This window comes from Reticulibacter mediterranei (assembly GCF_016587455.1).
Genome location: NZ_BNJK01000001.1, coordinates 8536736 through 8560267, shown reverse-complemented (window position 1 = coordinate 8560267; position 23532 = coordinate 8536736). Strand labels below are relative to the sequence as shown.

The window sequence follows — 23532 nt, the reverse complement described above, 5'->3', positions numbered from 1 at the left end:
CTATCGCCCCTTCTCTCCTACGCCGGGTACGACCCCTTCCACCAGACTCTTCACCGACTCCTTGATAATGCCACCCTCATCAGGGTCCATATGCAATAGGGCGGTGCTATAGTTCTTGGCCTGCTCGAAGGTGATATGCGGCGGCAGCGTCGGCACATTCGGATCGGTCGAGACATCGATCACAACCGGGCGATTGGCTGCCAGGGCGGTATCGATGGCGCGCCCCACATCCTCTGGCCTCTCAACGCGAATACCCTGGAAGCCGAGCGAATCGGCAAAAGCCGCATAGGGCAGATTGGGAATGCTTTGCGTGATCGGGAGTTTGGGATCGCCAGCCTCAATGCGCTGCTCCCACGTGACCTGGTTGAGATCCTGGTTGTTGTAGACGATAAAGACGATGCGTGGATCGCTCCATTCCTGCCAGTACTTCTTCACGGTGATCAGTTCATTCATGCCGTTCATCTGGAACGCGCCATCGCCGGTGAGCGCAACTGGTACGCGGTCGGGATAGGCAAATTTGGCAGCAATCGCATATGGCACCGCAGCACCAAGCGAGGCGAGACTGCCCGAAACCGATCCCTTCATGCCCTCGCGCATCTTGACGGTGCGACCATACCAGTTAGCAGTCGTCCCCGAATCGGCGCTCAAGATCGCTTTATCGGGCAGGCGTGGCGAGAGTTCCCAGGTGACATACTCGGGATTGATCGGATCAGCGCCCTCTTTTGCGCGTGCCTCCACAACTCGCCACCAATCGCGAATGTCGGACTCAATCTTCTTGCGCCACGAACGATCCTCTTTTCGCTTGAGCAGCGGGATTAGCGCTCGCAACGATTGCACGCTATCACCAGTCAAATTCAACTCCATAGGATAGCGAATACCAAGCATGCGTGGGTCAATATCGATCTGGATACCGCGCGCCTGCCCCTCTTTCGGTAAAAACTCGGAATAGGGGAAGCTGGAACCAACCATCAGCAGGGTATCGCAGTCCATCATCATATTCCAGCTTGGCGTGGTTCCCAGTAAGCCGAGACCTCCCGTGACAAAGGGCAGATCATCTGGCAGCGCTGCTTTCCCCAGCAAGGCTTTCGCCACCCCACAACCCAACAAGTCGGCAACCTGCGTCACTTCCTGCCCCGCATCCATCGCGCCAGCACCAATCAAAATCGCCACCTTCTTCCCGGCATTGAGGATGTCGGCAGCACGTTGCAGGTCTTCACGACTGGGAGTGGTGTAAGGATACGAGTAGCCGACGCTGGTATGCACCGTGTTGTGCTTGTGCGGCGGCTTATCTACAGCGTCCAGATCCTGCACATCTTTTGGCATAATAATACATGTCACTGTTCGCTCGGCCAGGGCAATGCGACAAGCTCGATCCACCAGTTGCCTCATCTGAACCGCATCTGTGCATGTGTGAACGTACTCACCGGCAACGTCTTTAAACAGGTTCATCAGATCAACTTCTTGCTGGTAATTGCCACCAAGCGCGGTCCGAGCGGATTGTCCAACGATGGCAAGGACGGGCTGGTGATCCATCTTAGCATCGTATAGGCCGTTGAGCAGATGTATCGCGCCCGGTCCCGATGTTGCCATACAGACGCCGAGCTGCCCGGTAAATTTCGCGTGCCCGGAGGCCATAAAAGCCGCCATCTCTTCATGGCGCACCTGCACAAATTGAAAGAGATCTGGCTGACGTTCCAGAGCGCTCATGATACCAAGAATACCATCGCCTGGATACCCGAAGATACGTTTGACTCCCCATGCTGAGAGCCGTTTCAATAGAAAATCACTGACTGTATCACCCATTGCTTCTCCTATCTTTCTATCGTTAGAATGAAGATTAACCAAATAATCCAGGTAAATTGTTAAAATTCATTATTCAGGACAAAGCCTTGTACTTCTTCACCTCGCTGTTCTCAGTGTAGCAATGTTTGGTTATAGTTTGGTAAAACTGTAATCCAGATCAATTTACGCTTTCAAAACGTAACCAACTCCGCGCACGGCATGAATCAGGTCGGGCTTCCCTCCGATGTTGAGCTTGGCGCGAATGTAGTTCATATACACTTTGATGACCTCTAACCCGGCCTCGCTGTCATAACCCCAGACGCGCTCAAAAATACACCCTTTCGTCAGCACGTGACCATTATTGCGCATCAACAACTCAAGCAGATCATACTCGCGTTTTGTCAGTTCAAGCGCCTTGCCGCCACGCCATGCCTGACGCGCCTCAGTATCCAGCACCAGATCATTAACCACGAGCTTATGCGTAACATGCTGTGTGTCCATTACGCGGCGCAACCCGGCTCGTATGCGCGCCACCAACTCATCGAAATCAAACGGCTTGGTGATATAGTCGTCAGCACCACTATCAAGCCCGGTGATCTTATCTTTCACCTCATCGCGTGCTGTGAGCATCAAAATGGGCAGTGCTTTATCTTCCATATCCCGCAAGCGACGACACACTTCAAAGCCATTCATATCCGGGAGCATCACATCGAGCAGAACCAGATCCTGTGGGCAGATACGCATATTTTCAAGCGCCGCCTCACCACTTGCTGCCACCTGCACAGCAAATCCCTGAAAGGTCAGGCCGCGACTCAATGCAGAAGCAATACATGGTTCATCTTCAACAACTAATATCCTTTTCATCTTTATCTCCTGAATCAGAAAGCGAAGCGGTAAGCTTACTCTCTGTTGTATATCTAAGGGCGAGGGGCAATACGAGCGCAAACTGAATATAGTCTCCGTCAGCCGAACGCATACTGAGCGTGCCACGATGGACAATGGCGATCCTGTGGGTCAGGAAGAGGCCCAGTCCCAACCCTCTTGAATGTGGACTTTTCACAAACGGCTGAAAGAGGCGCGGCAACAGTTCTACTGGTATTGCTGGCCCACGATTACTTACCGTCAGAACCGCCATCTGCTTGTCTTCATTCATCTCAATAGTCAGCTTGACCAGAACGAGCGTCTTTTTATACGCGTGGGCAACAGCATTGCTCAGCAAATTCTCCAAAGCCTGACTGAGCCGCTCAGCATCGCCAATAACCATCACTTCCTCGGGAGTATCCACCACGATCTCAATATCAGGCGTCTCAAAAGCGTTTGCTGTTTCCCGCACCAGATGAGCCAGATTGACGGGTTGTTCTTTGAGATAAAAGAAGCCTTGATCCAGACGGGCCACGTCGAGCAGATCTGAAATCAGGCGAACCAGACGATGCAGTACGCCCTTAACAGCAACCGCATCGTGGATATCCTCGCCTCTCTTTTGCTGCTGTGCGCGCATCTGTATCAGATCGACATGTATCCTCAATGGGGTAAGATAGCCACGCAGACTATGAGCCACCATTGTCAACAACTCTTCCGCCAGCATACGTCGGTTGCGCTGCACGGCTTCCTCTCTGAGACGCTCGCTCAACTCCGTTTTATGGATCACTGTACCAATCCATCCAGCAACCGCTTCAAGAAAGGAGAGATCTTGCTCCGAGAAAAAATCGGGAGCACGTGAAGAGGCCATCAGCACGCCTCGCCGCTCACCATTTACATCTAACGCGACTATCATCTCCGAACGCAGGCCCAGCCCCTCGGTGTTGACCATGCTGCTAATACGCTCTGGCTCCTGGTCTAGATGTCCTGTCAAATACGTCGCTCCTGTCAGAAAGACCTTCACGATATAACCACCATTAGTCAGGGGCAACCGATCTAAGCCAAGTGCGTGTTGTCGTTTCCCTAAAGGGGTATTGCTGGTTCCAAGCGCCACCAATATATCTATCGAGGCATCGTAGAGGAAAACATCGACCTTCTCCGCTTCAAGCACCTCTGCCACCAGTTGTGCCATCTCGTTGAGCATCGCTTTGACTTCGAGAGCCTCCATCTTCAGGAGCCGTTCAAGCGTGAGCAAGAGCCGATCACGTTTCCTGCCCTCCTGATCCTCATCGGAAAGCTGACTCATTTTTCTCCATCACAAAATCTCTCCGCCGATTGGGGAGCTTCCTCTGTCTTTCTTCCTTGTAATAGATCCTCCGTGCAATTGTTACACGCAGTTCTCCTCTAAAAAGTTACCTCTACTGCATGCGCATACAAATGCCTTCTTCACCTATTCCTTCTTACCGTCCCTTTACCATCGCCTCCTACACTTGAAACAGATTACATTCTCTTCTCTAGAAGATAAGCTCATGCTCAATACAGAAAGGATAGATCTTATGGGACAACTCGATCAGAAAGTTGCCGTTATCACTGGCTCAGATAGTGGTATTGGCCGCGCCATCGCTATTGAATTTGCGCGGGAAGGGGCAACAGTTGTCATCAACTATGCCCACTCGCAGCAAAAGGCGGAAGAAGTACTTCAGACGATTAAAAAGAACAACGGAAAGGCTATTGTTATTCAGGCTGATGTTTCACAATACCAACAGGTGGTCCATCTTATCCAGCAGACCATTCAGCAATTCGACCGCCTGGATATCATGGTGAACAATGCTGGCATGGAAATTCACAGCCCATTTCTGGAGGAGACGGAGGAAAATTTTGATCGCGTGCTGGGGGTTGATCTCAAAGGCACCTTCTTTGGCGCTCAACTGGCGGCCCGTGAAATGGTCAAGCGCAAGACATCTGGCCGCATTATCAATGTCTCCTCGGTCCATGAAGACCTGCCCATGCCCGGCAACGTTCCCTATTGTTGTGCGAAAGGTGGCATGCGCATGCTCACGCGCACAATCTGCCTAGAACTGGCCCCGCATAATATCACCGTCAATAATATCGGTCCGGGAGCAGTTCACACGCCTATTGATCGCGATGTCGAGGCCGACCCGGAGAAGATGAAGGCGCTGCTCGCTGAAATTCCGTTGCATCGTATGGCTCAACCGGAAGAGGTAGCAAAAATGGCTCTCTACCTGGCTTCAGACGCCGCAGCCTATGTTACTGGAACCACATTCTTTATCGACGGCGGCCTGATGCGCAACACTGGTGGACTATAGGGGGTCGGGCATGTCAGAGACAAGGACGCATCCATCGTTCCATCCCTCAAAAGAATATCAGCCTATTGAAGATTATGCGCTCATCGGCGATCTGCATACGGTGGCACTGGTAGGCAAAAATGGCTCTATTGACTGGTGCTGTCTACCTCGCTTTGACTCTCCAAGCATCTTTGGCACTGTTCTCGATGCGGAAAAGGCTGGCTTTTTCCGCATCTCGCCGGCCGAGATGTCAGGCGTGAAATGTCACCAACTCTACCTGCCGGAAACCAATATTCTACTGACGCGCTTTCTCAGCGTTGATGGGGTGGCAGAGCTAACCGATTTTATGCCCATTAAAGAAATAGGCACGTCTGAGCATCAACATATGCTCATTCGCTCCGTTTCTGTCGTACATGGCTCTCTCTCGTTCAGGCTTACCTGCCGACCGGCCTTTAACTACGCTCGCGACACCCACGAAGTCGATGTTTCAAAAGAGGGGGCAACGTTCCAACACGCGAGCTTTCGTCTGATGCTCGCCTCTCCAGTACAATTTGAGCAAGATGATCGCGGCGGCGTGCAGGCTACGTTTACGCTCTATCGTGGCGATACAATGCATTTCCTCCTGCAAAGCACAAGAGAGAACGGGCCAGCACCACACCCACTCTCGGAAGATGCCTATCAGACCGCCTTCCATGAGACCTCGCACTACTGGCAAAACTGGCTCTCACAGTGTCGCTATCAGGGGCGATGGCGCGAAATGGTACAGCGTTCGGCCCTCGTCCTCAAACTGCTCACCTATGCTCCAACAGGTGCTATCGTGGCAGCTCCCACCACCAGTCTGCCAGAGAGCGTTGGCAACGGGCGCAACTGGGATTATCGCTACACCTGGATTCGCGATGCCTCATTCTCGCTATACAGTCTGCTCACGCTCGGCTTGACTCAGGAGGCTGAAGCGTTTATGGACTGGCTTGATGAGCGCTGCCACGAGCTAAAAGACGGGGGCGCGCTTCAGCCCATGTATGGGATCAAGGGCGAACACGACCTGACCGAAACCACGCTCGATCACCTAGAGGGCTATCGAAAGAGTCGGCCCGTGCGCATCGGCAATGGGGCATATAAGCAAAAACAGCTCGATATCTATGGGGAAATGATGGATGCGATCCATGTATTCAATCGCTACGAGGCCATCACCTATGATCTCTGGGTCAACGTTCGTCGCCTCCTCGATTGGTTAAGTCAACATTGGGAGGAACCGGACGAGGGCATCTGGGAGGTTCGTGGCGGTCCCAAACAGTTTCTTCATTCGCGCTTGATGAGCTGGGTCGCCTTCGATCGCGCCATTCGCATGACTCGTCATCGCGGCTGGCCTGCTCCTACACAGGATTGGGTCAAAATCCGCGCACAGATTTACGAACAGATCATGCACAAGGGATGGAGCGATGAAAAACAGAGCTTTGTTCAATACTACGGAAGCGAGGCCGTCGATGCCAGTTCATTATTGCTGCTCATCACCAATTTTACTGGCACCAGAGAACCGCGCATGCTTTCCACCATTCGCCGCATCGAGCAGGAGTTGAGCGCGGGCGCACTGATCCATCGCTACAGCCCGCAAGAGGCCGCCGACGATGGCTTTCAGAGCAAAGAGGGCACCTTTAGCGCCTGTAGTTTCTGGCTCGTAGAAAATCTGGCGCGAGCCGGACGGCTGGATGAGGCCCGCTTGAAGCTCGAAAAACTGCTCTCGTATAGCAACCATGTCGGTCTCTATGCGGAAGAGATCAGCCCGACCGGAGAGGCGCTGGGCAACTTTCCCCAGGCTTTCTCGCATCTGGCCCTGATTACTGCCTGCTACCATCTGGACAAGGCGCTCAGCACTCAACGCGGCCATGCTCATTCTACAGCTCAAAGCTTGTACGACTGAGAGGATAGCTAGAGGAGCAATAGATACATGACAACCATTCAACGACAAGGAACAGCAAGCAGGAAGAATATACAGGAAAAGACAAAAATAGCGCCGCATGTCGTCATTGTTGGCGGCGGCTTCGGCGGTCTGCAAGCGGCCAAAGCGCTGGGCGATCAGCCCGTTCAGGTGACAATTATCGACCGCAACAATTTTCACCTCTTCCAACCCATGCTCTATCAAGTTGCAACCGCTGGTCTTTCGCCTGCTGATATTGCCAATCCTCTGCGGGCAGTTCTCGAAAAACAGGCCAATACCGGCGTTCTTATGGCAGAGGTCACAGGAATTGATATAGATCAGCAACAGGTCTTGCTGGGGGAGAACCAGGCGCTTCACTATGACTATCTCATCGTGGCGACAGGAGCCACAAGCAACTACTTTGGGCATCCAGAGTGGGAAAAATTAGCTCCCGGCCTGAAATCGGTGAATGATGCCCTCGTTATCCGTCGCCAGGTGCTCTCTGCTTTTGAGGCGGCAGAACGCGAACCAGACGAGCAGAAGCGCAAAGCACTGTTAACCTTTGTGCTGGTTGGCGGCGGACCAACAGGCGTCGAACTTAGCGGCGCTATCGCAGAACTTGCCCGACAATCGCTGAAGGGTGATTTTCGCCACATCGATCCAACCATGACACGTATTGTGCTAGTTCAGGGGCCGAAACGAATTCTGCCCAGTTTTCCCGCTCATCTGGCCGAGCAAGCCAACAAGAAATTGCAGCAGTTGGGCGTGGAGATCAGAACTGGCTTACATGTAAAAGAGGTTCGTCAGGATGGTGTCATGATCGGCGATGAGCATCTGGCAACCGAGAATGTCATCTGGACGGCGGGCGTCAAGGCTTCCCCGGCTGGCGAATGGCTCCACGCCGATGTCGATCATGATGGACGCGTCAAGGTGCAACAAGATCTGACGGCTCCCGGCCACTCAAACATTTTTGTGATTGGCGATACCGCACTGGCAACGCAAAATGGCAAGCATCTGCCGGGGCTGGCTCCCGTGGCAATGCAGGAGGCGAACTATGTTGCCTCTGTGATCGTCGGTCGTGTGAGAGGTGAAATGCCGCCAGCCCGCTTCCACTACTTCGACAAGGGCACTCTTGCCACCGTAGGACGCGGCTTTGGTATCGTCTCTATCGGCCCCGCTCGTTTCGCCGGTTTGCTTGCCTGGCTCATCTGGCTTTTCGTCCATATCCTGTTTCTCATTGGCGCTCGCAACCGCCTGCTCGTGTTTATCCAGTACGCCTGGACCTACTTCACCTTCCAGCGCGGCACACGAGTCATCGTGCCAGAAGAAAAGGGCCACAAACCGTAACAAAACAGGGCTTAACAACGTGAAAGCGTATAGCAGAGGATAAAGATTCAACTATGTGGAAAGCGCATTCTGAAGGAGAACACTATGCCCATTGAAATTAAAGTAGGTCCGCCAACTATTACCATTAGTCAGGGTAGAACCTTTATGGTCACGGATCGACGGGGCGAAATCAATCCCAATACCGTTCAGGGCGTCTATGCGATGGATACCCGCTTCCTGAGCCATTATCGGCTCTACATCAACCGCACGCCACTGGTCCCAATCAATTCCAGCCAGCTCAGCTTCTACGCCTCGCGCTTCCACCTGACCAACGACATTATCAATACACAGGGCGGCGTTATCGATGCACAGACGCTCCGTGTTACTATCAATCGCGTCGTGAGCGAAGGCATTCATGAAGAGATCGATGTCGCTAACTATAGTGGGAAACGTGTGCGCTTCCTCCTTGAAGTGTCATTACGCAGCGACTTCGCAGATATCTTCGAGGTGAAATCCGGCAACATTATTCAGCGCGGCAAAGAAAAAACGGAGTGGGATGAACAACATAGGCAAGTTCGAACATCCTATAACGATCAGGACTTTCATCGCGCTATTACTTACGCCGTTATCCGCGAGGTTCCTGTTGGATACGCCAATGGACGCATCTTTTTCGAGATCGACCTTGGCCCCAATCAACGCTGGAATACCTGCTGCGAAATGCTGCTTGAACATGGACAGGAGATCAAACGCCCCGGCCCTGACTCATGTCGCCACGAACAGCAGGGAACAGCCTCTTCAGGAGCTACTCCCGCTCCTGGACAGGAACCAAGCAGCAATATCGACGAGAGGCAAGCCCACTGGCAAGCACAATGCACAAAACTATATTCATCTAATAACAACGTCTATCGTATGTACCAACAGGCCGTCGAAGACATGGGAGCGCTGCGCATCTATGACATGGATGTCTCTGCCGACGCCTGGGTTCCCGCCGCTGGCGTCCCCTGGTTCGTGACCCTCTTTGGACGCGATAGCCTCACCGCCTCGTATCAGAACATGGCAGTTGCTGCTGGCTTCGCGCGAGGTGCCCTCAAACGTCTGGCGGAGCATCAGGCCGGCGAACGCGACGACTGGCGCGAAGCCCAGCCCGGCAAGATTTTACATGAAATGCGCTCCGGCGAACTTGCCCACTTTCAGCAGATCCCATTCACACCCTTTTATGGCACCGCCGACGCCACCATCCTCTACCTGATCGTCCTCTCCGAAGCCTACCGGTGGACCGGCGATATTACGCTACTCAAAGACAATCAGGACGTAGCGGAGAAGTGTCTGGCCTGGATTGACCAGTCCGGCGATCTTGATGGCGATGGTTTTCAAGAATACAAAAGCTATTCTTCCTACCATTACAATAATCTGGGTTGGAAAGACGCGACAGACGCGGTGGTCTATGCCGATGGCAGCCCGGTAAAGCAACCGAAGGGTCTCTGCGAGCTGCAAGGCTATGTCTACGATGCCTGGACGCGCATGGCCGAAGCATTCGAGGTACTGGGCGATCAGGAAAAAGCAAAAACCTTGCAACAAAAAGCTGAGACGCTGAAGCAGAAATTCAATCAACGCTTCTGGATGGAGGATGAAGGTTGCTTCGCCTACGGGCTTGATCCAGGCAAAAAGCAGATCACATCCATTAGCTCAAATGCCGGACAATGCCTGTGGAGTGGCATTGCCGACGCGGACAAGGCCAGGCGAACTGCGAAACGGCTGTTGCAGGATGACATGTGGAGCGGCTGGGGCATCCGCACCATTTCAAGCAATAATCCCTCCTATAATCCGCTATCCTACCAGCGCGGTTCCATCTGGCCCCAGGATAACGGCATTATCGCGGATGGCTTCAAACGCTACGGGTTAATCGACGAGTCAAATCAGGTCATTCAAGGCATCTTCGATGCTATCGAGCGTTTCGAGGGCTATCGTCCTCCAGAGGTCTTTGCTGGCGTACAACGCGAAGGAACGATAGACTTTCCGATCCTCTATCCTGCTGGGGCTAATATCCCACAAGCATGGGCGACGGGCAGCATCTTCCATATGCTTCGTACTGTCCTCGGCCTGCGGGCTGATGCTCCACAAAAACGACTCTATGTACATCCGACGCTGCCCGATTGGTTGCCTGATATCGAAATACAGCATCTACGCGTTGGTCCCTGCACAATTAGCATGCACTTCTGGCGGGAAGGCGATCATTCATGCTGGCAGGTCGATGAAGTCAAGGCCGACAAAGGGACCGCACAGGAAGATGAAATCCAGATTGTTGATGAGCTAGAGACAGACAAGTAAAACATTGAGAACGGAAAAGGAGCGCTTTTTTGGAATCACTCTTGAAAGTCTGGACGCAATATCTGGCGTCGGGCGTCGAAGGAATTGCGGGGTTGCTGATTGCCCTTGCCGCATTGCAAGCAACAGTACGAGCGCTCCAGCTCTTTGCCCAGGGCGGAGGAATCGGCTCGCAGGAACCAAAAACGGAGGCGATTCGTCTGCGCCTGGGACGCTGGCTGGCGCTGGCACTCGAATTTGAGCTGGGTGCCGACATCCTGCGCACCGCCATTGCCCCAACCTGGACGGAGATTGGACAGTTGGCCGCGATTGCTACGATTCGGACGCTGCTCAACTACTTCTTACAACAGGAGATTGATCGTGCAGCTGCGCGCCACCCTGATCTCGCACCCCAACCTCATACGCCGCCTGCCGCACAATCGGAAGGAACCAGCGAAGAACCTCGGAGCAGCGATCATGTTCTTCACTGATCTCTTCACCCTCCTTGCCTCTCTCATCGAGTTCATCGGAGCGCTGCTTATCATCGGCTATATGCTGGCGGCGCTGGTGATGCTTGTACGCACAGGGAACGTGATGACCGCACGCTTGCTCGTCGCCGATGGCGCGATTGCTGGTCTCAGCTTCAAGCTCGCCGGGACGCTGGTTAAAACCATCGCATTGCATACCTGGCAGCAGATTCTGATGTTCGTCATCATCTTTGCCCTACGCATAGTACTAAAACGCCTCTTCACCTGGGAACGCACGCGCTTGCAAAAATGACCGCACGCCGGAAAAATTACGAGATTATCTGGTATAGTTTCTTCATCTATTCAGCCAAAATTCAGCAACTTTCAGCGCTTTTTTAGTCGAGCGTGGCAAGATGCTTCAATCAGCATAACGAAAAGTGAGGAAAGAATTTTGGCAAGTGAATCATTACGTCGCCCCTATGTCTATGAGCTTGATCCTCTGCGTGTGGTGACGGCCTTCTGTGTCGTTGCGGTGCATGTGCTTGGCTTCACGCTTGGTCTCAATCAGGACGATATCGGCGTGTGGATACAAAATGCGTTTGTCACTATTTTTCATTTTACCCGCTACGTTTTTATGTTTGTCACAGCCTTCGCGCTGGTTTATGTCTATGCCGGCAAGCAGTTCTCAACAAAGAGCTTCTGGATCAAGCGCGGCGTCGCCATTCTTTTGCCGTATAGCATATGGAGCGTTATCTATACTATCTGGAACGCTTCATCACTATCACCACTCCCGCTGCTCCAAAACTCCATTCTCAATATCTTAACAGGTAGCGCTTCCTTCCAACTGTATTACATCCTCCTGACCATTCAGTTCTACATTCTGTTTCCTTTATTCTTGCTTTTCATAAAGCGCGTCGCCCACCATCCCTGGATCGTGCTGGGCATCAGCTTCATCATTGAGATGGCTGTCCTCTATTTTGATTTCTACATTCTGCGCTTAGGGCCATTGCGCCTGACCCCCACTGGCAAGTTCATCATTCAATATCAGGATCGCTTCGTCTTGATCTATCAGTTCTACTTTGTGCTTGGTGGTCTGACCGCCCTCTATCTGCCACAGATACGGGCCTTCCTGATGCGCTCCGGTCAGTGGGTTATCGCAAGCGCAATCGTCGGGCTGACGATTCTCCTGCTCAACTATACGTTTCAGGTACTTATCTATCATCAGCCTGCTACCGCCGTTTTGCAGCCGAGCATTGGATTCTTTAGCCTGATCGTGATTGTTTTTGCCTTCTGGCTCGCCTATCGCTGGGCGCTTTCCACGGACGAACAGGGCCATCCCAAAGGCCACCACTTCTGGCACACGCTCTCGGATGCCTCCTTTGGCCTCTATCTCATTCACGCCCTGACGCTTGGCATGGCGCTCAGATGGATGGTGCCATTTCTGCCCGTCGCGTGGCCCGTCGTTGTGCGTGTATTGCTCACCTATCTGGTCACAGCAGGTAGTGGCATACTGCTCAGCATCTTCTTCATGAAGACACCTTTCTTGAGCCGTCTGGTTGGTCGCATCCATCCCTCGCAGCGCAAGGCACCTTCGCCAACTCCGGCACAACCTATCGCCAAATTGCAGCCAGAAACCAGCGAGGCCAAGCGAGTGGAGGCTTCCTCTCTTCGCAGTCGCTAACGTCGCAAGATATCGATGGAGTGAACCCTTATCACAGGTTCACTCCATCTTGACATTTCTTCCTCCGTCAATGATGATGTTGCTAACCAATATGCCGGGTCTATGTTAGCAGACCCGACACCAACAAATGTAGGAGCAACATACCCTGACCACTTCCACCATTCGTCTCTTTGATGCCGAGACAATCGATCAGCTTCCCTGGCCCGCTACTGCCGATGGCGCTTATGCAAAAGCCTATCTGACACCGTTGATCAAAAACGGCCCAACCCACTATATCGCCAACGTCACAACGCGCTACATGGCCCTGCTCCTCGATGAACAGATCGTACTCCCGATCTCGATCAACGAGGAGGAGTACGCCAATTCATATGTTTGCTCACCCTACTCGCACTATGTCACTTACGCGAAAGAAGAACTGGTTCTCATTCAACAGCGCTGGCTCAAATTTGCCTTAAAAATACTGATCGATTGTTTCGGAGTGTTCTGTAAGTGGTGTCGCATCAACAAAACTGTGCATATCAATAATTGGCTGCTCTCCACAAACCTCTACCCGGCGTTGCGCCCCGAACAGCTCGCGGCGACCCTCTCATTTCTCCGCGAACGCTTCCCTCAGCATGCGCTGATTTTGCGCTCACTCAACGCCTATACCAATGCCTCTTTACTTGAAGCTGCCAGGCAATACGGCTGCCGCCTTGTTCCCAGCCGACAGATCTATCTGGTCGAGCCAGCCAACGGCGGCAGCATACCATCAAAGGCACGCTGGCTGCTCAAACGTGACAGGGCGCTGGTGCAAAAGCATGGCTATAGCGTTGTGGCCGCAAACGAGCTACAGGAGCAGGACATCCCACGCATCGTTGAGATCTACAATATGCTCTACCTGCAAAAATACTCGCTCTGCAACCCGATGTTCAACGAAGAGTTTATTCGCCTCGCCCTGCAAGGCCAGACATTGCATCTGGTGACGTTGCGCAAAGATGGCCGTGTCGATGCCGTACTAGGCTACTTCTGTCGCAACGGGGTCATGACTACGCCGCTCTTCGGCTACGATACCGAGCTTCCACTAGAGATCGGCCTCTATCGTATGCTCTCAGCCCTACTCTTCTTTATCGCACAGGAGAATAAGTATGTGTTGCATGAAAGCTCCGGGGCCGCGCAATTCAAGCGCAATCGTGGAGCGATAGCCGATATCGAATATAGCGCCGTCTACGATCTACACTTGCCCTGGTATCGCCGCCTCTGCTGGATCGTGCTATCGCGGATACTGGATGGCGTGGGGATACCATTGATGAAGAGGTACAGGCTGTGATTCAGCTTGCCTCTATCTATGTAAACACACCAGCTCACAAATGTTTATAATAGGCATTTAGACTTCTTTTCATTCCTCCTCCAAAATTTTAAGATCTTTTAACTCTTTCCTCGCTTTATTTAGCAAATCATGTGTTTCTGCATCTTTACCTCGATTTGCACCTTTTATAGCTACATCCATTATGCGATGCGCTTTATCCAATTTAGCTGCGACAAGAGATTCTCTTGCTTTCTCTGCATCTTCTATAAGTTTTTCTGCTTTTTCACTTTTAGCATTAAATGCTGACTTCGCTGCATGCGTAGCCTCAATAAATTGCTTTGTTAATACTCGTGTTTCTGCACCAAATGAACGTTTCTGATAAGCTTTGGCATCCATCAAAGCGTTTTTTACGCTCTCCGCATACTCAATCAACTCTTTCGCATTTGCATTACCGGCTTCATGTGCTGCTTTGGCTTCACTTGTAGATTTAGCAAGTTCGCTTGCTAATGATTTTATATCCATTCCACCTAGGTTTTTTGCTCTTTTTCCATCATGATCGCGAAGATCTCCGCTATCTTCAATTCCTCTCTTGGTCCCCTGTTGGGCTACATCGAGCGTGGCTACTTCTCTCCTTCCTGGCCGGTTTCCCCTTAGCTCTGAGCTTCCTGGCATAGACATCACTCCCTTCTTGATAGAAACACTGAGATGATTTTTAGCATCAAAGAATAGCTGCTAAAAGCCTGTTTTGGAAATAGATTGAAGCCGCCTTCCTAAATAGGCAAGACAGGGGAGAATGTACTCATGCTCGCTGCCCCGCTGTCTTAGCTTTCGCTCTGTGATGATTTCCCAAACACGCTCTCAAGGTACACGACACGCTCGCTTATTTCAGGGAAGAAGAGGGAAAATTTCCTGGAGATCTCTCCATCGGGAGCGCTTTCACTGAAAATCGATGAGCCACAAAATCGTCCGTTTAATGAGACTTATTGCTCTATTTGCTCCTGGCCGTTTCCTCTTGACGAATCCCAAAACTCATCTCATAATCAGAATCTCACAAGATCGAGCAATTGATGGAAATTCTGAGACAAAAGGAGACCCCACACCACCGATAAGGAGACGCTGAATGACCACCTACAGCATCGAACCGGAACAGGCCACGTTGCATGGCAGCTTTTCACGAGAGTTTGAGCCGATCCTCACAATTGCATCAGGCGATAGTGTATTATTTCGTACCCTCGACGCTGGCTGGAACCTCGCTCCCACATCCGAGGAGCCTCGACAGCGCTTCGAGCCACGCGACGAGCAGCGCGATAGCGGCCACGCCCTGTGCGGTCCCGTCGCTATTCGTGGAGCGCAACCAGGGATGACGCTCGCCGTGCATATCGACGAGATACAACCCGGCAGTTGGGGATGGACTGGCGCTGGCGGCTGGGAGAGCGCAGTCAACAAATATTTTGGACTGGTTGGAAGACGCGAGCCGCTCTATTGGAGCATCAACACTGATGCGATGACCGCGACGGATCAGTATGGGCATACCGTCACGTTGCATCCATTTATGGGTGTGATGGGGCTAGCACCCGATGAACCCGGCATCCATTCCACCAATCCGCCTCGCTTCTGTGGCGGCAATATCGATTGCAAAGAACTGGTGGCTGGAAGCACCCTCTATCTGCCAATCGCCGTCGCAGGCGCGCTCTTCTCTGTCGGTGATGGGCATGGCGTGCAGGGCGATGGTGAGGTCAGCGGTGTCGCGCTCGAATGCCCAATGGACCGCGTTACGCTGACCTTTCACCTGCACGACGACATGCATCTGAAAACTCCACGTGTGAGAACGACCAACTCCTGGTTGACGCTGGGCTTTCACAATGATTTGCACGAGGCATCGTTGATCGCGCTGGAAGCCATGCTCGATCTGATGGGCGAACAATATCAGTTGCCACGCTCACAGGCGCTCGCTCTGGCAAGCCTGGTAGTCGATCTACATGTGACTCAAATTGCCAACGGCGTACATGGTGTCCATGCTATTCTGGCAGACGGGGCAATTCAATAGAAGACGTGGCATGGGGAAAGCTTGCATACAGACGCACATACTCCAATAAAGGGGGATACAATCAATGGGTGACGATACCGATGTGATTATTGTTGGCGCTGGTCTGGCCGGGCTGGTAGCTGCTACAGAGCTTGTTGATGCTGGCCGACGCGTAACTATCCTCGATCAAGAGCCGGAAGCCTCGCTTGGTGGACAGGCGTTCTGGTCCTTTGGCGGCCTCTTCCTGGTCAATTCGCCGATGCAGCGCCGGGCCGGTGTGCGCGATTCATACGAACTGGCCCTGCAAGACTGGATGGGTAGCGCCGGATTTGATCGCGAAGAGGATCTGTGGCCTCGCCGCTGGGCAGAAGCCTATGTCGGCTTTGCTGCTGGAGAGAAATATTCCTGGCTGCATCAGCAAGGCGTGCGCATCTTCCCTTTCGTGCAATGGGCAGAGCGCGGCGGCTATCTGGCAACCGGACATGGCAACTCCGTTCCCCGCTTCCATGTAACGTGGGGAACAGGTCCGGGCGTGCTGGAACCCTTTATTCGCCGCGTACGTGAGGGAGAGCAACGCGGCCTCGTGACGCTCCTCTTCCGCCATCGTGTCACCGCTCTAACCATGACAGGTGGCGTCGTTGATGGCGTGCATGGCGACATCCTCGAACCGAGTTCGGTCGAGCGCGGACAACCAAGCTCACGAGTGGTCGCGGGCGAATTCACGCTCAAGGCGCAGGCGGTGATCGTCACCTCTGGCGGCATCGGCGGCAATCACGAACTGGTGCGCCGCAACTGGCCGAAACGCCTGGGCGAACCACCGAAACGGCTGATCACAGGCGTTCCCGATCACGTCGATGGCAGTATGCTAGAGGTCATCGCAGCCAGCAACGGCCACCTCATCAACTCCGACCGCATGTGGCACTACCCGGAGGGCATCAACAATTACGCGCCTGTCTGGAGCAACCACGCCATCCGCATTCTAGCGGGGCCGTCTCCGCTCTGGTTAGACGCACACGGTCAGCGCCTCCCCATTCCCCTCTTTCCCGGCTTCGATACACTGGGCGCTCTTGAGTACATCCTCGCCAGCGGCTACGATTACTCGTGGTTTCTGCTCAATCAGCGCATCATCGAACGCGAATTCGCCCTGTCCGGCTCAGAACAAAACCCCGATCTCACGGACCGCAGCATCGCCAAAACCCTCAGTCGCGTGCTGCCGGGTGCTCCAGGACCAGTTGAGGCATTTAAGCAGCGTGGCTCTGACTTTCTCGTGCGCAAGACACTGCCCGAGATGGTACAGGCAATGAACGCGCTGACCGGCAAGGAGCTGATCGATCTTGCAGCCCTGGAACAGGTTATTGTTGCGCGCGATCACCAGATCAACAACCCGTTCAGCAAAGATGCGCAGGTGACGGCCATTCGTGGCGCGCGCCGCTTTATCGGCGATAGGCTGTTCCGTGTTGCCAAACCACATCGCCTGCTCGATCCAACTGCTGGGCCGCTCATCGCCGTGCGCCTCTCGATCCTGACGCGCAAGACGCTAGGAGGTGTGGAAACAGATCTCTCGTCGCGAGTACTGCAAGCCAATGGGCAACCGCTGCCTAGCCTCTATGCTGCCGGTGAAGTGGCAGGCTTTGGTGGCGGCGGCATGCACGGCTATCGCTCTCTTGAAGGCACGTTTCTAGGTGGCTGCCTCTTCTCAGGCCGTACCGCCGGTCGCGCTGCCGCCCAGGAAGTGATCTAAGCTATCCGCGCTCCTCAGCCCAGGGCTGGAGCGTAGTCGATACAGGTTCGGCGGAAGTTATCGCACGTTCAATCATCAAATTGAGATAGTGATCCTGCGAGGCTTCTGCCAGACTGTACATGTCCGGTCCACCATCGACATAAGCATCCATCCCGACCAGGCAGGATGCAACGGCAATCTCATCATCGCTCAAGCGCGCAGGGACAAAGGGATTTCTGTAGACCCATTCGCTATCAGCTACGATACCCTTGTGATAATACCCTTCGATATTGCCGTTTGTTCCCGCATCCTGCCGCAAAAAATCGCAGGTAATGGGGGTGCGATAATCCCGCAAATAGCTGGCCTGCATGTCGTTGATCTCGCCACACTCGCCACGAACCAGCAAGCGGCGCGTGCGAATCCACGAACGATACTGATCAGTGGTGAAATCAAATATCCCCAGTTTATCGCCAAAATCCAGATACGCCATCTTTTGTTCGGATTGGGCGATGCGCTCCTGCATGGCCGGTCCTGAGCGGTCCGGGCCTGCCATGATGGGCGAAAGAAAACGATGGGCTGTAATCTTCACCGGCTCGAAGGTGATGCCCAGAAATTTGCGAATCAGGCTCACGCCATGATAGCCATGCGCGATAGAGATCTGAGCCTGCGTCACAGTTCCCAGTTTGCCAGAGTGCGCAAAGGCCAGACGTGCGACGTGTGCTGGCTGCAAGTGATATTGTTCTGCCACCTGAATTTTCGCTCCACGCCTGCCCAGATCGTTCAGGGCAATGAGGCCAGCCAGATCCGGTGCTGGCGGTGTCTCAGTTAACACCGCCAACCCGCGCTCAACAATTGCAGCGATGATCTGCGGGGCAGCCGATACAGCCACCGAAACAACGACGAAGTGCAGATCATTGATCGCCAACAATTCATCGAGCGTTCTATACGTTTTCACGCCCCACGCTTTTTCAATTTCCTCTCCCTTCGCCTGATCGCGCGTCACCAACCCGGCAACCGCAAAACGATCAGGCAACGCCTGAGCCACACGCAGGAAAAAGAACGAACGCCAGCCCGCCCCAACAATGCCAAAACGTATCGGATTCATTAATATCCCTTCAATTGTTATTTGCAAGCGCCACGCTATACAATTCCACAAGGCCACTCACGGGCTTCTTTTCTTGCGTGGATGGCTGCACCACCACCTTAACCCATCCGGGCTTTTGTAGCGTGAACATCTGCGCTCCACCGCCAGTGGACGAGGCTAATTTTACCGGAATCGTGGTCCATTTACCATCCTGCCCATCGATGCTATTCGTCGAAGTCTGCACGTTCAGGCTCTTTACCTGCCTGCCATTTTGATTCCACCAGGTCAGCATCACCATCTGTGGCCCTTTCACCTGCACAAGCAGCATGCAACCATCCTGCCCATTGTTCTGCTGCCCACTCGTACAATTGATCTGCTGAACGCCAAGTGGCATCGCCGTTTGCACCATCCCCGTTTCAGGTGCAATCGTGGGTACGGCAGTAGCTATAACAGTTGGAGTGATTTGCGCCGATGTAGTACTGGCAGTGGTTGGTGTGGCCTGTGTCGATGCGCCCTGGCTATATTGTTGAATCAGCGCTTTCATTGCATCTAGCTGCGGTTTGGCCTCGCCTGTCTGCGGATCAACCATGTCCAGTGCACCACCACCTGCATTGCTGGCAATATCAAACTGATTCGCCATCACAATTCCGGCTTGTGCCATTGCCTGAAGCGACTGTGTAGTGAACTGGCGCATAAATGGATTGTTGTTCGGCGTCTGACCAGGCTTCCAGGAGAAGTTATACTCTGTGATACACAGCGGCAGATTTTGCCCCAACACATCATTCACGGTCGCCTTGACCTTCGCGGCCTCTTTGGTGTAATCGGCAAAGTGAGATGGACAATCGGCAATTGAGGTGTCGGTGCAGGGGTACATATGAAAACTGACGGCGTCGGGCAGATTGCCAGCCTGTTTCGCCTGCGTCAAAAACGTTCTGATATAGTCGAGATCGGGGAAGGCAACAACCGGCCCGATAAACGACGCCTGGGGATTGATCGACCGCAAACCAGGGATGATCTTATTCCACGAGGCCGCATATTCAGTGGCAGAGGGACCACCATTATCTGGCTCGTTCATAAACTCATAGAGGCGGCAGCGATTGCCCAGCATCTTGACCACCTGTTCGGCATCTTCGGGTTGCAGGATACCCAGACATTGCGCGCCCGTTGACTCAATAGCTGCCACCCGTGCCTCGGCATCGTCGCTATGTAGCGGAGAGCGAATCACGGTAATACCCGCAGATTTCACCGTTGCTGCTATTGCCGGTGCATTGCCCAGATGCTTCTGTGACCATTGCCAACTGGCATCGTTCGTGCCAAAAAGTAGTGATGAGGTGCCTTGCTGCCAGTTCTTTTGGCCTGCAAGTGGCTTGAGAGCGGATTGAGCGCCAACGCCAAACGGATGCAGCGTGACAATCGCTCCCCCTCCTATCGCCAACAGTACGAGTAAAAGCACGCCTCCTATCCAGATCCCTGTGATCGTCCGTGATTGCTTCGATCTTTTTAAAAGCATCGATGAAGCGGATCGTCTTCTTGAGAACATACCTCTCGTGACACTCCTTACAGTACACAAATTTCATGCAAAAGCTGTCTAATTATTTCAGCTTTCGTCTTTGTGTATTCTAGCTGACTGGCCCGAGAAATCTCAACCAGATAGCCAGATCGTCTTGAGAGGCTGGAAAATGTATAGTTTTTCTTCACTCATACTCGTTCGATGATCGTCGCAATCCCCTGCCCACCACCGATACAAAGCGTGATTAACGCGGTTGTGAGGTTGCGCCGCTCCAATTCATCGAGGACCATACCAAGCAGCATGGCTCCAGTTGCGCCTAGTGGATGTCCAAGCGCAATGGCTCCTCCGTTGACGTTAACCTTCTGCGGGTCCAGTTCCAGGCTGCGCATTGTTTGTAGCGGAATTGCCGCGAATGCTTCGTTGATCTCCCACAGGTCGATATCACTCACCGTCATTCTCGCCTGGCTCAACGCCTTCCTCGATGCTGGCGCGGGTGCCGTCAGCATGATAATTGGCTCGCTGCCAACGGTTGCCATCGCTCGAATGCGCGCACGTGCTTTCAATCCATGCGCCACAATATATTCTTTCGAGGCGATCAGCACAGCAGCCGCACCATCAACGATCCCACTGGAGTTTCCAGCAGTGTGGACATGCTCAATCTGCTGCACTTCAGGATAACGTTGTAAGGCAAGCTGATCGTAGGTCTCGCCATTGAAGCCCACCACCTGCTGACCCAGCTTAACAAACGCGGGTTCAAGTTGCGCCAGCCCTTCCAGCGTCGTGTTTGCGCGTGGATGCTCGTCTCGCTCCAGCACGACCTCGCCCGTCTCTGGATCACGCACCGGGAAGAGGCTCATTTTGAAGAGATTCGCCTGTTGTGCCTGAGCCGCCCGCCGCTGCGACTCAAAAGCAAATTGATCGACATCCTGACGACTGAACCCCTCAATGCTTGCGATCAGGTCGGCGCTGATCCCCTGTGGCACCTGAAAAACCTTCTTGCGCAAATGGTCGTTATTGCCATCGTTATTGGCACCCTCAGCGTTGATTGGCACGCGCGACATGCTCTCAACGCCGCCGCCAACCACGAGATGCTGTATACCTGCCATCACGCCCATTGCGGCAAAATTCACTGCTTGCAGTCCCGAACCGCAAAAGCGATTGAGTGCCACGCCAGTTACCTCATCCGGCCAACCTGCCGCGAGCACTGCCATTCGTGCGATGTCTGCACCCTGATCTTTCGCCTGCGTCACGCATCCAGCAACCACATCCTCCACATCACGCTTATCAACTCCGGTTCGCTTCACAAGACTATTGAGTGTTTGCGCCAGCAATTCCTGAGGGTGAATGTGTGTCAGCGCTCCCTTCCCAATCTTGCCACGTCCACGAGGCGTACGCACAGCATCAACGATATACGCATTTGTCATTTGCTCCTCCTCGGCTCTTCAACTTCGCTCACCCGAAGCCAAAAGCCAGCGTTCACCATTCTTGCGATAAAAAGAGTATCTCACCTCTATGATTCGCTACTCCATCTCCTATAATGATACCAGACGAGCGAGAGAAGGTCTATCGCTTGACAAAGATACAGCCTCATGCTATCACTGTTTATAAGTATCGTATTTTTACAACCATTGTAAGGCGCACCACCATGATAACTACTCAAGATTATTTCATCCATCCAGAGGAACGTGCGGCCTCTCTCAAAGGCTATACCCTGCCTGCGATCTTCAACGAGGCTGTGACAACCGGTGGAGAAGGCCCGGCAGTTTTTGATGGCACAAGGTTGCGTAGCTGGCACGACTGGTCACACGATGCTTTCGCGCTGGCTCGCGTATTACAAGAACTCGGCGTCTCTAAGGGAGATGTGGTCGCCCTGCATCTGCCGAACTCCTGGGAATACCTCACTCTGCACGTAGCCATTGCTTTGACTGGTGCAATCATGTTTCCATTGCATATGGCCTATGGCGAGCTCGAACTTCGCGTGCTGCTAGAACGTGCTTCAGCCTCTATTCTTGTGCTGCCTGCCAGTCATGGACAGCGCGATCTGCTTACACTTGGCGAACGTCTCCTTACTACGCTGCCCTCGCTGCAACATCTGTTTGTCACCAACTCTCAAGCACATTCTGGCATCGGCACTATCGAAGCCCTGCTACAACAATATGCCGGAGCATCTCCACAGCCCGTATCGCTCTCTCCCACTGATCCCTTCGTCTTACTGCCATCCTCCGGCACAACCTCGCTGCGACCGAAAATCTGTATTCATAGCCACGATGGATTGCTCTCAAACGCAGCCGCCGTTGCCAGCGATGGCAACGCCAGAGCAGAAGATACGATCATCAGTGCCAGTCCCTTCACGCATCTATTCGGGCTGCTCTCCATCCACCTCAGCATCTTGAGTCATGGCAGACAAGCGCTTCTCCCAGGTTGGGGAACGGAACGGTTCTTCGAGCTTGCTCATCAATCGAAAGCAACGGTTGCCTTTGCGGTACCTGCACAGCTACGTGATGTTTGTCTCCATCTTGATACACAGCCAGAGACACCGCGCCTCCATCTGCGCGAGGTACGCACAGGCGGCGCAAAAGTCCCCTCCTCCCTCGTTGCCGATATACGACGCACGCTTGGAGCAGGCGTGATTGTGCAGTGGGGTATGTCTGAGGTAGGAGCCGGCACTTTTACCCGCCCGGACGATCCACCAGAAGCCGCCAGCACCAGTATTGGCAGGCCCGTAACGGGTGCCGAGGTGCGCATTGTTAACGAAAATATGCACGACATAACAAACGGCGAAACGGGAAATCTCTTATATCGCAGTCCTTCTATGTTTTGTGGCTATCTGAAAGATGAGCGGCTCACACGCGAAGCCATCACGACCGATGGCTGGCTGCGTACAGGCGATCTTGCCAGTTTTAATACTGATGGCACCGTCGCTTTTGAAGGGCGACGCACCGAACTTATTAATCGTGGTGGCTTGAAGTTTTCCGCTGTCGAAGTGGAGAGCCTGCTGGTTGATCTGGTGCAACTCAATCAACTCGCCATTATTGCGCGCCCTGATGAACGGCTTGGTGAACGCTCCTGCCTGGTTGCATCTCTCCGTTCTGGCTATAGCATAACCCTTGCCGAGATTACAACGCATCTTGCGGCCAAAGGGCTTGCGAAATACAAATGGCCCGAAGAGCTGCTGCTACTCAACGAGTTACCAGCCACACCAACAGGCAAAATCGCACGCGTGCGACTGATGGATCTGCTTCAGGTGGAAGACCAGAAATAGCTCCCA

Annotated in this window: 18 protein-coding genes; 11 read left to right on the top strand and 7 right to left on the bottom strand. The window is 53.3% G+C overall.

Going from position 1 to position 23532, the window contains the following annotated elements:
• The 3 genes from K3T83_RS36710 to K3T83_RS36700 form a co-directional block, all read right to left on the bottom strand.
• Positions 1-1803: a thiamine pyrophosphate-requiring protein gene (locus tag K3T83_RS36710; RefSeq protein WP_220207867.1), complete on the bottom strand. Its 1803-nt coding sequence runs from the start codon at positions 1801-1803 to the stop codon at positions 1-3.
• A gap of 162 nt (positions 1804-1965) precedes the next feature.
• Positions 1966-2646, bottom strand: coding sequence for a response regulator transcription factor (locus K3T83_RS36705; RefSeq protein ID WP_220207866.1), 681 nt, complete (start codon positions 2644-2646; stop codon positions 1966-1968).
• The gene (locus K3T83_RS36700) at positions 2624-3946 is read right to left on the bottom strand and encodes a GAF domain-containing sensor histidine kinase (protein WP_220207865.1); all 1323 of its coding nucleotides are present in this window, start codon (positions 3944-3946) and stop codon (positions 2624-2626) included. The genes K3T83_RS36705 and K3T83_RS36700 overlap by 23 nt, the downstream gene beginning before the upstream one ends.
• Before the next feature lie 250 nt (positions 3947-4196).
• Here K3T83_RS36700 and K3T83_RS36695 point away from each other — a divergent pair, with 250 nt between their 5' ends.
• From K3T83_RS36695 to K3T83_RS36660, 8 genes are all read left to right on the top strand, one after another.
• Positions 4197-4967, top strand: coding sequence for a glucose 1-dehydrogenase (locus K3T83_RS36695; RefSeq protein WP_220207864.1), 771 nt, complete (start codon positions 4197-4199; stop codon positions 4965-4967).
• A gap of 10 nt (positions 4968-4977) precedes the next feature.
• Positions 4978-6864, top strand: coding sequence for a glycoside hydrolase family 15 protein (locus K3T83_RS36690; protein ID WP_220207863.1), 1887 nt, complete (start codon positions 4978-4980; stop codon positions 6862-6864).
• A gap of 27 nt (positions 6865-6891) precedes the next feature.
• Entirely contained in the window at positions 6892-8208 is a 1317-nt protein-coding gene (locus tag K3T83_RS36685; protein ID WP_220207862.1) for an NAD(P)/FAD-dependent oxidoreductase, read from the top strand.
• A gap of 84 nt (positions 8209-8292) precedes the next feature.
• Positions 8293-10515: an amylo-alpha-1,6-glucosidase gene (locus tag K3T83_RS36680; RefSeq protein ID WP_220207861.1), complete on the top strand. Its 2223-nt coding sequence runs from the start codon at positions 8293-8295 to the stop codon at positions 10513-10515.
• 29 nt (positions 10516-10544) lie between these two features.
• Positions 10545-10982 carry a DUF1622 domain-containing protein gene (locus tag K3T83_RS36675; protein ID WP_220207860.1) on the top strand — a complete coding sequence of 146 codons (438 nt, stop codon included), beginning with the start codon at positions 10545-10547 and terminating at the stop codon, positions 10980-10982.
• Complete coding sequence (locus K3T83_RS36670; RefSeq protein WP_220207859.1) at positions 10969-11271, top strand: DUF1622 domain-containing protein; 303 nt, start codon at positions 10969-10971, stop codon at positions 11269-11271. Before K3T83_RS36675 ends, K3T83_RS36670 begins: the two co-directional genes overlap by 14 nt.
• Before the next feature lie 138 nt (positions 11272-11409).
• Positions 11410-12639, top strand: a complete 1230-nt coding sequence (locus K3T83_RS36665) for an acyltransferase (protein WP_220207858.1) — start codon at positions 11410-11412, stop codon at positions 12637-12639.
• A gap of 247 nt (positions 12640-12886) precedes the next feature.
• Complete coding sequence (locus K3T83_RS36660) at positions 12887-13945, top strand: GNAT family N-acetyltransferase (RefSeq protein ID WP_220207857.1); 1059 nt, start codon at positions 12887-12889, stop codon at positions 13943-13945.
• A 69-nt stretch (positions 13946-14014) separates the two neighbouring features.
• On the opposite strand, the gene K3T83_RS36655 is transcribed toward K3T83_RS36660, so the two are convergent.
• Positions 14015-14596: a hypothetical protein gene (locus K3T83_RS36655; protein WP_220207856.1), complete on the bottom strand. Its 582-nt coding sequence runs from the start codon at positions 14594-14596 to the stop codon at positions 14015-14017.
• Positions 14597-15044: 448 nt separating this feature from the next.
• Here K3T83_RS36655 and K3T83_RS36650 point away from each other — a divergent pair, with 448 nt between their 5' ends.
• Both K3T83_RS36650 and K3T83_RS36645 read left to right on the top strand, forming a co-directional pair.
• Entirely contained in the window at positions 15045-15971 is a 927-nt protein-coding gene (locus K3T83_RS36650; protein WP_220207855.1) for an acetamidase/formamidase family protein, read from the top strand.
• A 64-nt stretch (positions 15972-16035) separates the two neighbouring features.
• Positions 16036-17691 carry an FAD-binding dehydrogenase gene (locus K3T83_RS36645; protein ID WP_220207854.1) on the top strand — a complete coding sequence of 552 codons (1656 nt, stop codon included), beginning with the start codon at positions 16036-16038 and terminating at the stop codon, positions 17689-17691.
• Position 17692: 1 nt separating this feature from the next.
• Here the strand turns inward: K3T83_RS36645 and K3T83_RS36640 are convergent, their stop codons facing one another.
• The 3 genes from K3T83_RS36640 to K3T83_RS36630 form a co-directional block, all read right to left on the bottom strand.
• Positions 17693-18775, bottom strand: coding sequence for a Gfo/Idh/MocA family protein (locus K3T83_RS36640; protein WP_220207853.1), 1083 nt, complete (start codon positions 18773-18775; stop codon positions 17693-17695).
• 10 nt (positions 18776-18785) lie between these two features.
• A complete protein-coding gene (locus tag K3T83_RS36635; protein ID WP_220207852.1) occupies positions 18786-20294 on the bottom strand; it encodes a cellulase family glycosylhydrolase in 1509 nt (502 codons plus the stop codon).
• 158 nt (positions 20295-20452) lie between these two features.
• Positions 20453-21688 carry an acetyl-CoA C-acetyltransferase gene (locus K3T83_RS36630; protein WP_220207851.1) on the bottom strand — a complete coding sequence of 412 codons (1236 nt, stop codon included), beginning with the start codon at positions 21686-21688 and terminating at the stop codon, positions 20453-20455.
• Between the two features lie 221 nt (positions 21689-21909).
• On the opposite strand from K3T83_RS36630, the gene K3T83_RS36625 reads away from it, so the two are divergent.
• The gene (locus K3T83_RS36625) at positions 21910-23526 is read left to right on the top strand and encodes a class I adenylate-forming enzyme family protein (RefSeq protein WP_220207850.1); all 1617 of its coding nucleotides are present in this window, start codon (positions 21910-21912) and stop codon (positions 23524-23526) included.
• Positions 23527-23532: the final 6 nt, after the last annotated feature.

Coding starts and splice junctions, on each gene's coding strand:
- K3T83_RS36710 (WP_220207867.1), bottom strand. CDS start 1,803: ATGGGTGATACAGTCAGTGATTTTCTATTGAAACGGCTCTCAGCATGG.
- K3T83_RS36705 (WP_220207866.1), bottom strand. CDS start 2,646: ATGAAAAGGATATTAGTTGTTGAAGATGAACCATGTATTGCTTCTGCA.
- K3T83_RS36700 (WP_220207865.1), bottom strand. CDS start 3,946: ATGAGTCAGCTTTCCGATGAGGATCAGGAGGGCAGGAAACGTGATCGG.
- K3T83_RS36695 (WP_220207864.1), top strand. CDS start 4,197: ATGGGACAACTCGATCAGAAAGTTGCCGTTATCACTGGCTCAGATAGT.
- K3T83_RS36690 (WP_220207863.1), top strand. CDS start 4,978: ATGTCAGAGACAAGGACGCATCCATCGTTCCATCCCTCAAAAGAATAT.
- K3T83_RS36685 (WP_220207862.1), top strand. CDS start 6,892: ATGACAACCATTCAACGACAAGGAACAGCAAGCAGGAAGAATATACAG.
- K3T83_RS36680 (WP_220207861.1), top strand. CDS start 8,293: ATGCCCATTGAAATTAAAGTAGGTCCGCCAACTATTACCATTAGTCAG.
- K3T83_RS36670 (WP_220207859.1), top strand. CDS start 10,969: ATGTTCTTCACTGATCTCTTCACCCTCCTTGCCTCTCTCATCGAGTTC.
- K3T83_RS36655 (WP_220207856.1), bottom strand. CDS start 14,596: ATGCCAGGAAGCTCAGAGCTAAGGGGAAACCGGCCAGGAAGGAGAGAA.
- K3T83_RS36650 (WP_220207855.1), top strand. CDS start 15,045: ATGACCACCTACAGCATCGAACCGGAACAGGCCACGTTGCATGGCAGC.
- K3T83_RS36645 (WP_220207854.1), top strand. CDS start 16,036: ATGGGTGACGATACCGATGTGATTATTGTTGGCGCTGGTCTGGCCGGG.
- K3T83_RS36640 (WP_220207853.1), bottom strand. CDS start 18,775: ATGAATCCGATACGTTTTGGCATTGTTGGGGCGGGCTGGCGTTCGTTC.
- K3T83_RS36635 (WP_220207852.1), bottom strand. CDS start 20,294: ATGTTCTCAAGAAGACGATCCGCTTCATCGATGCTTTTAAAAAGATCG.
- K3T83_RS36630 (WP_220207851.1), bottom strand. CDS start 21,688: ATGACAAATGCGTATATCGTTGATGCTGTGCGTACGCCTCGTGGACGT.
- K3T83_RS36625 (WP_220207850.1), top strand. CDS start 21,910: ATGATAACTACTCAAGATTATTTCATCCATCCAGAGGAACGTGCGGCC.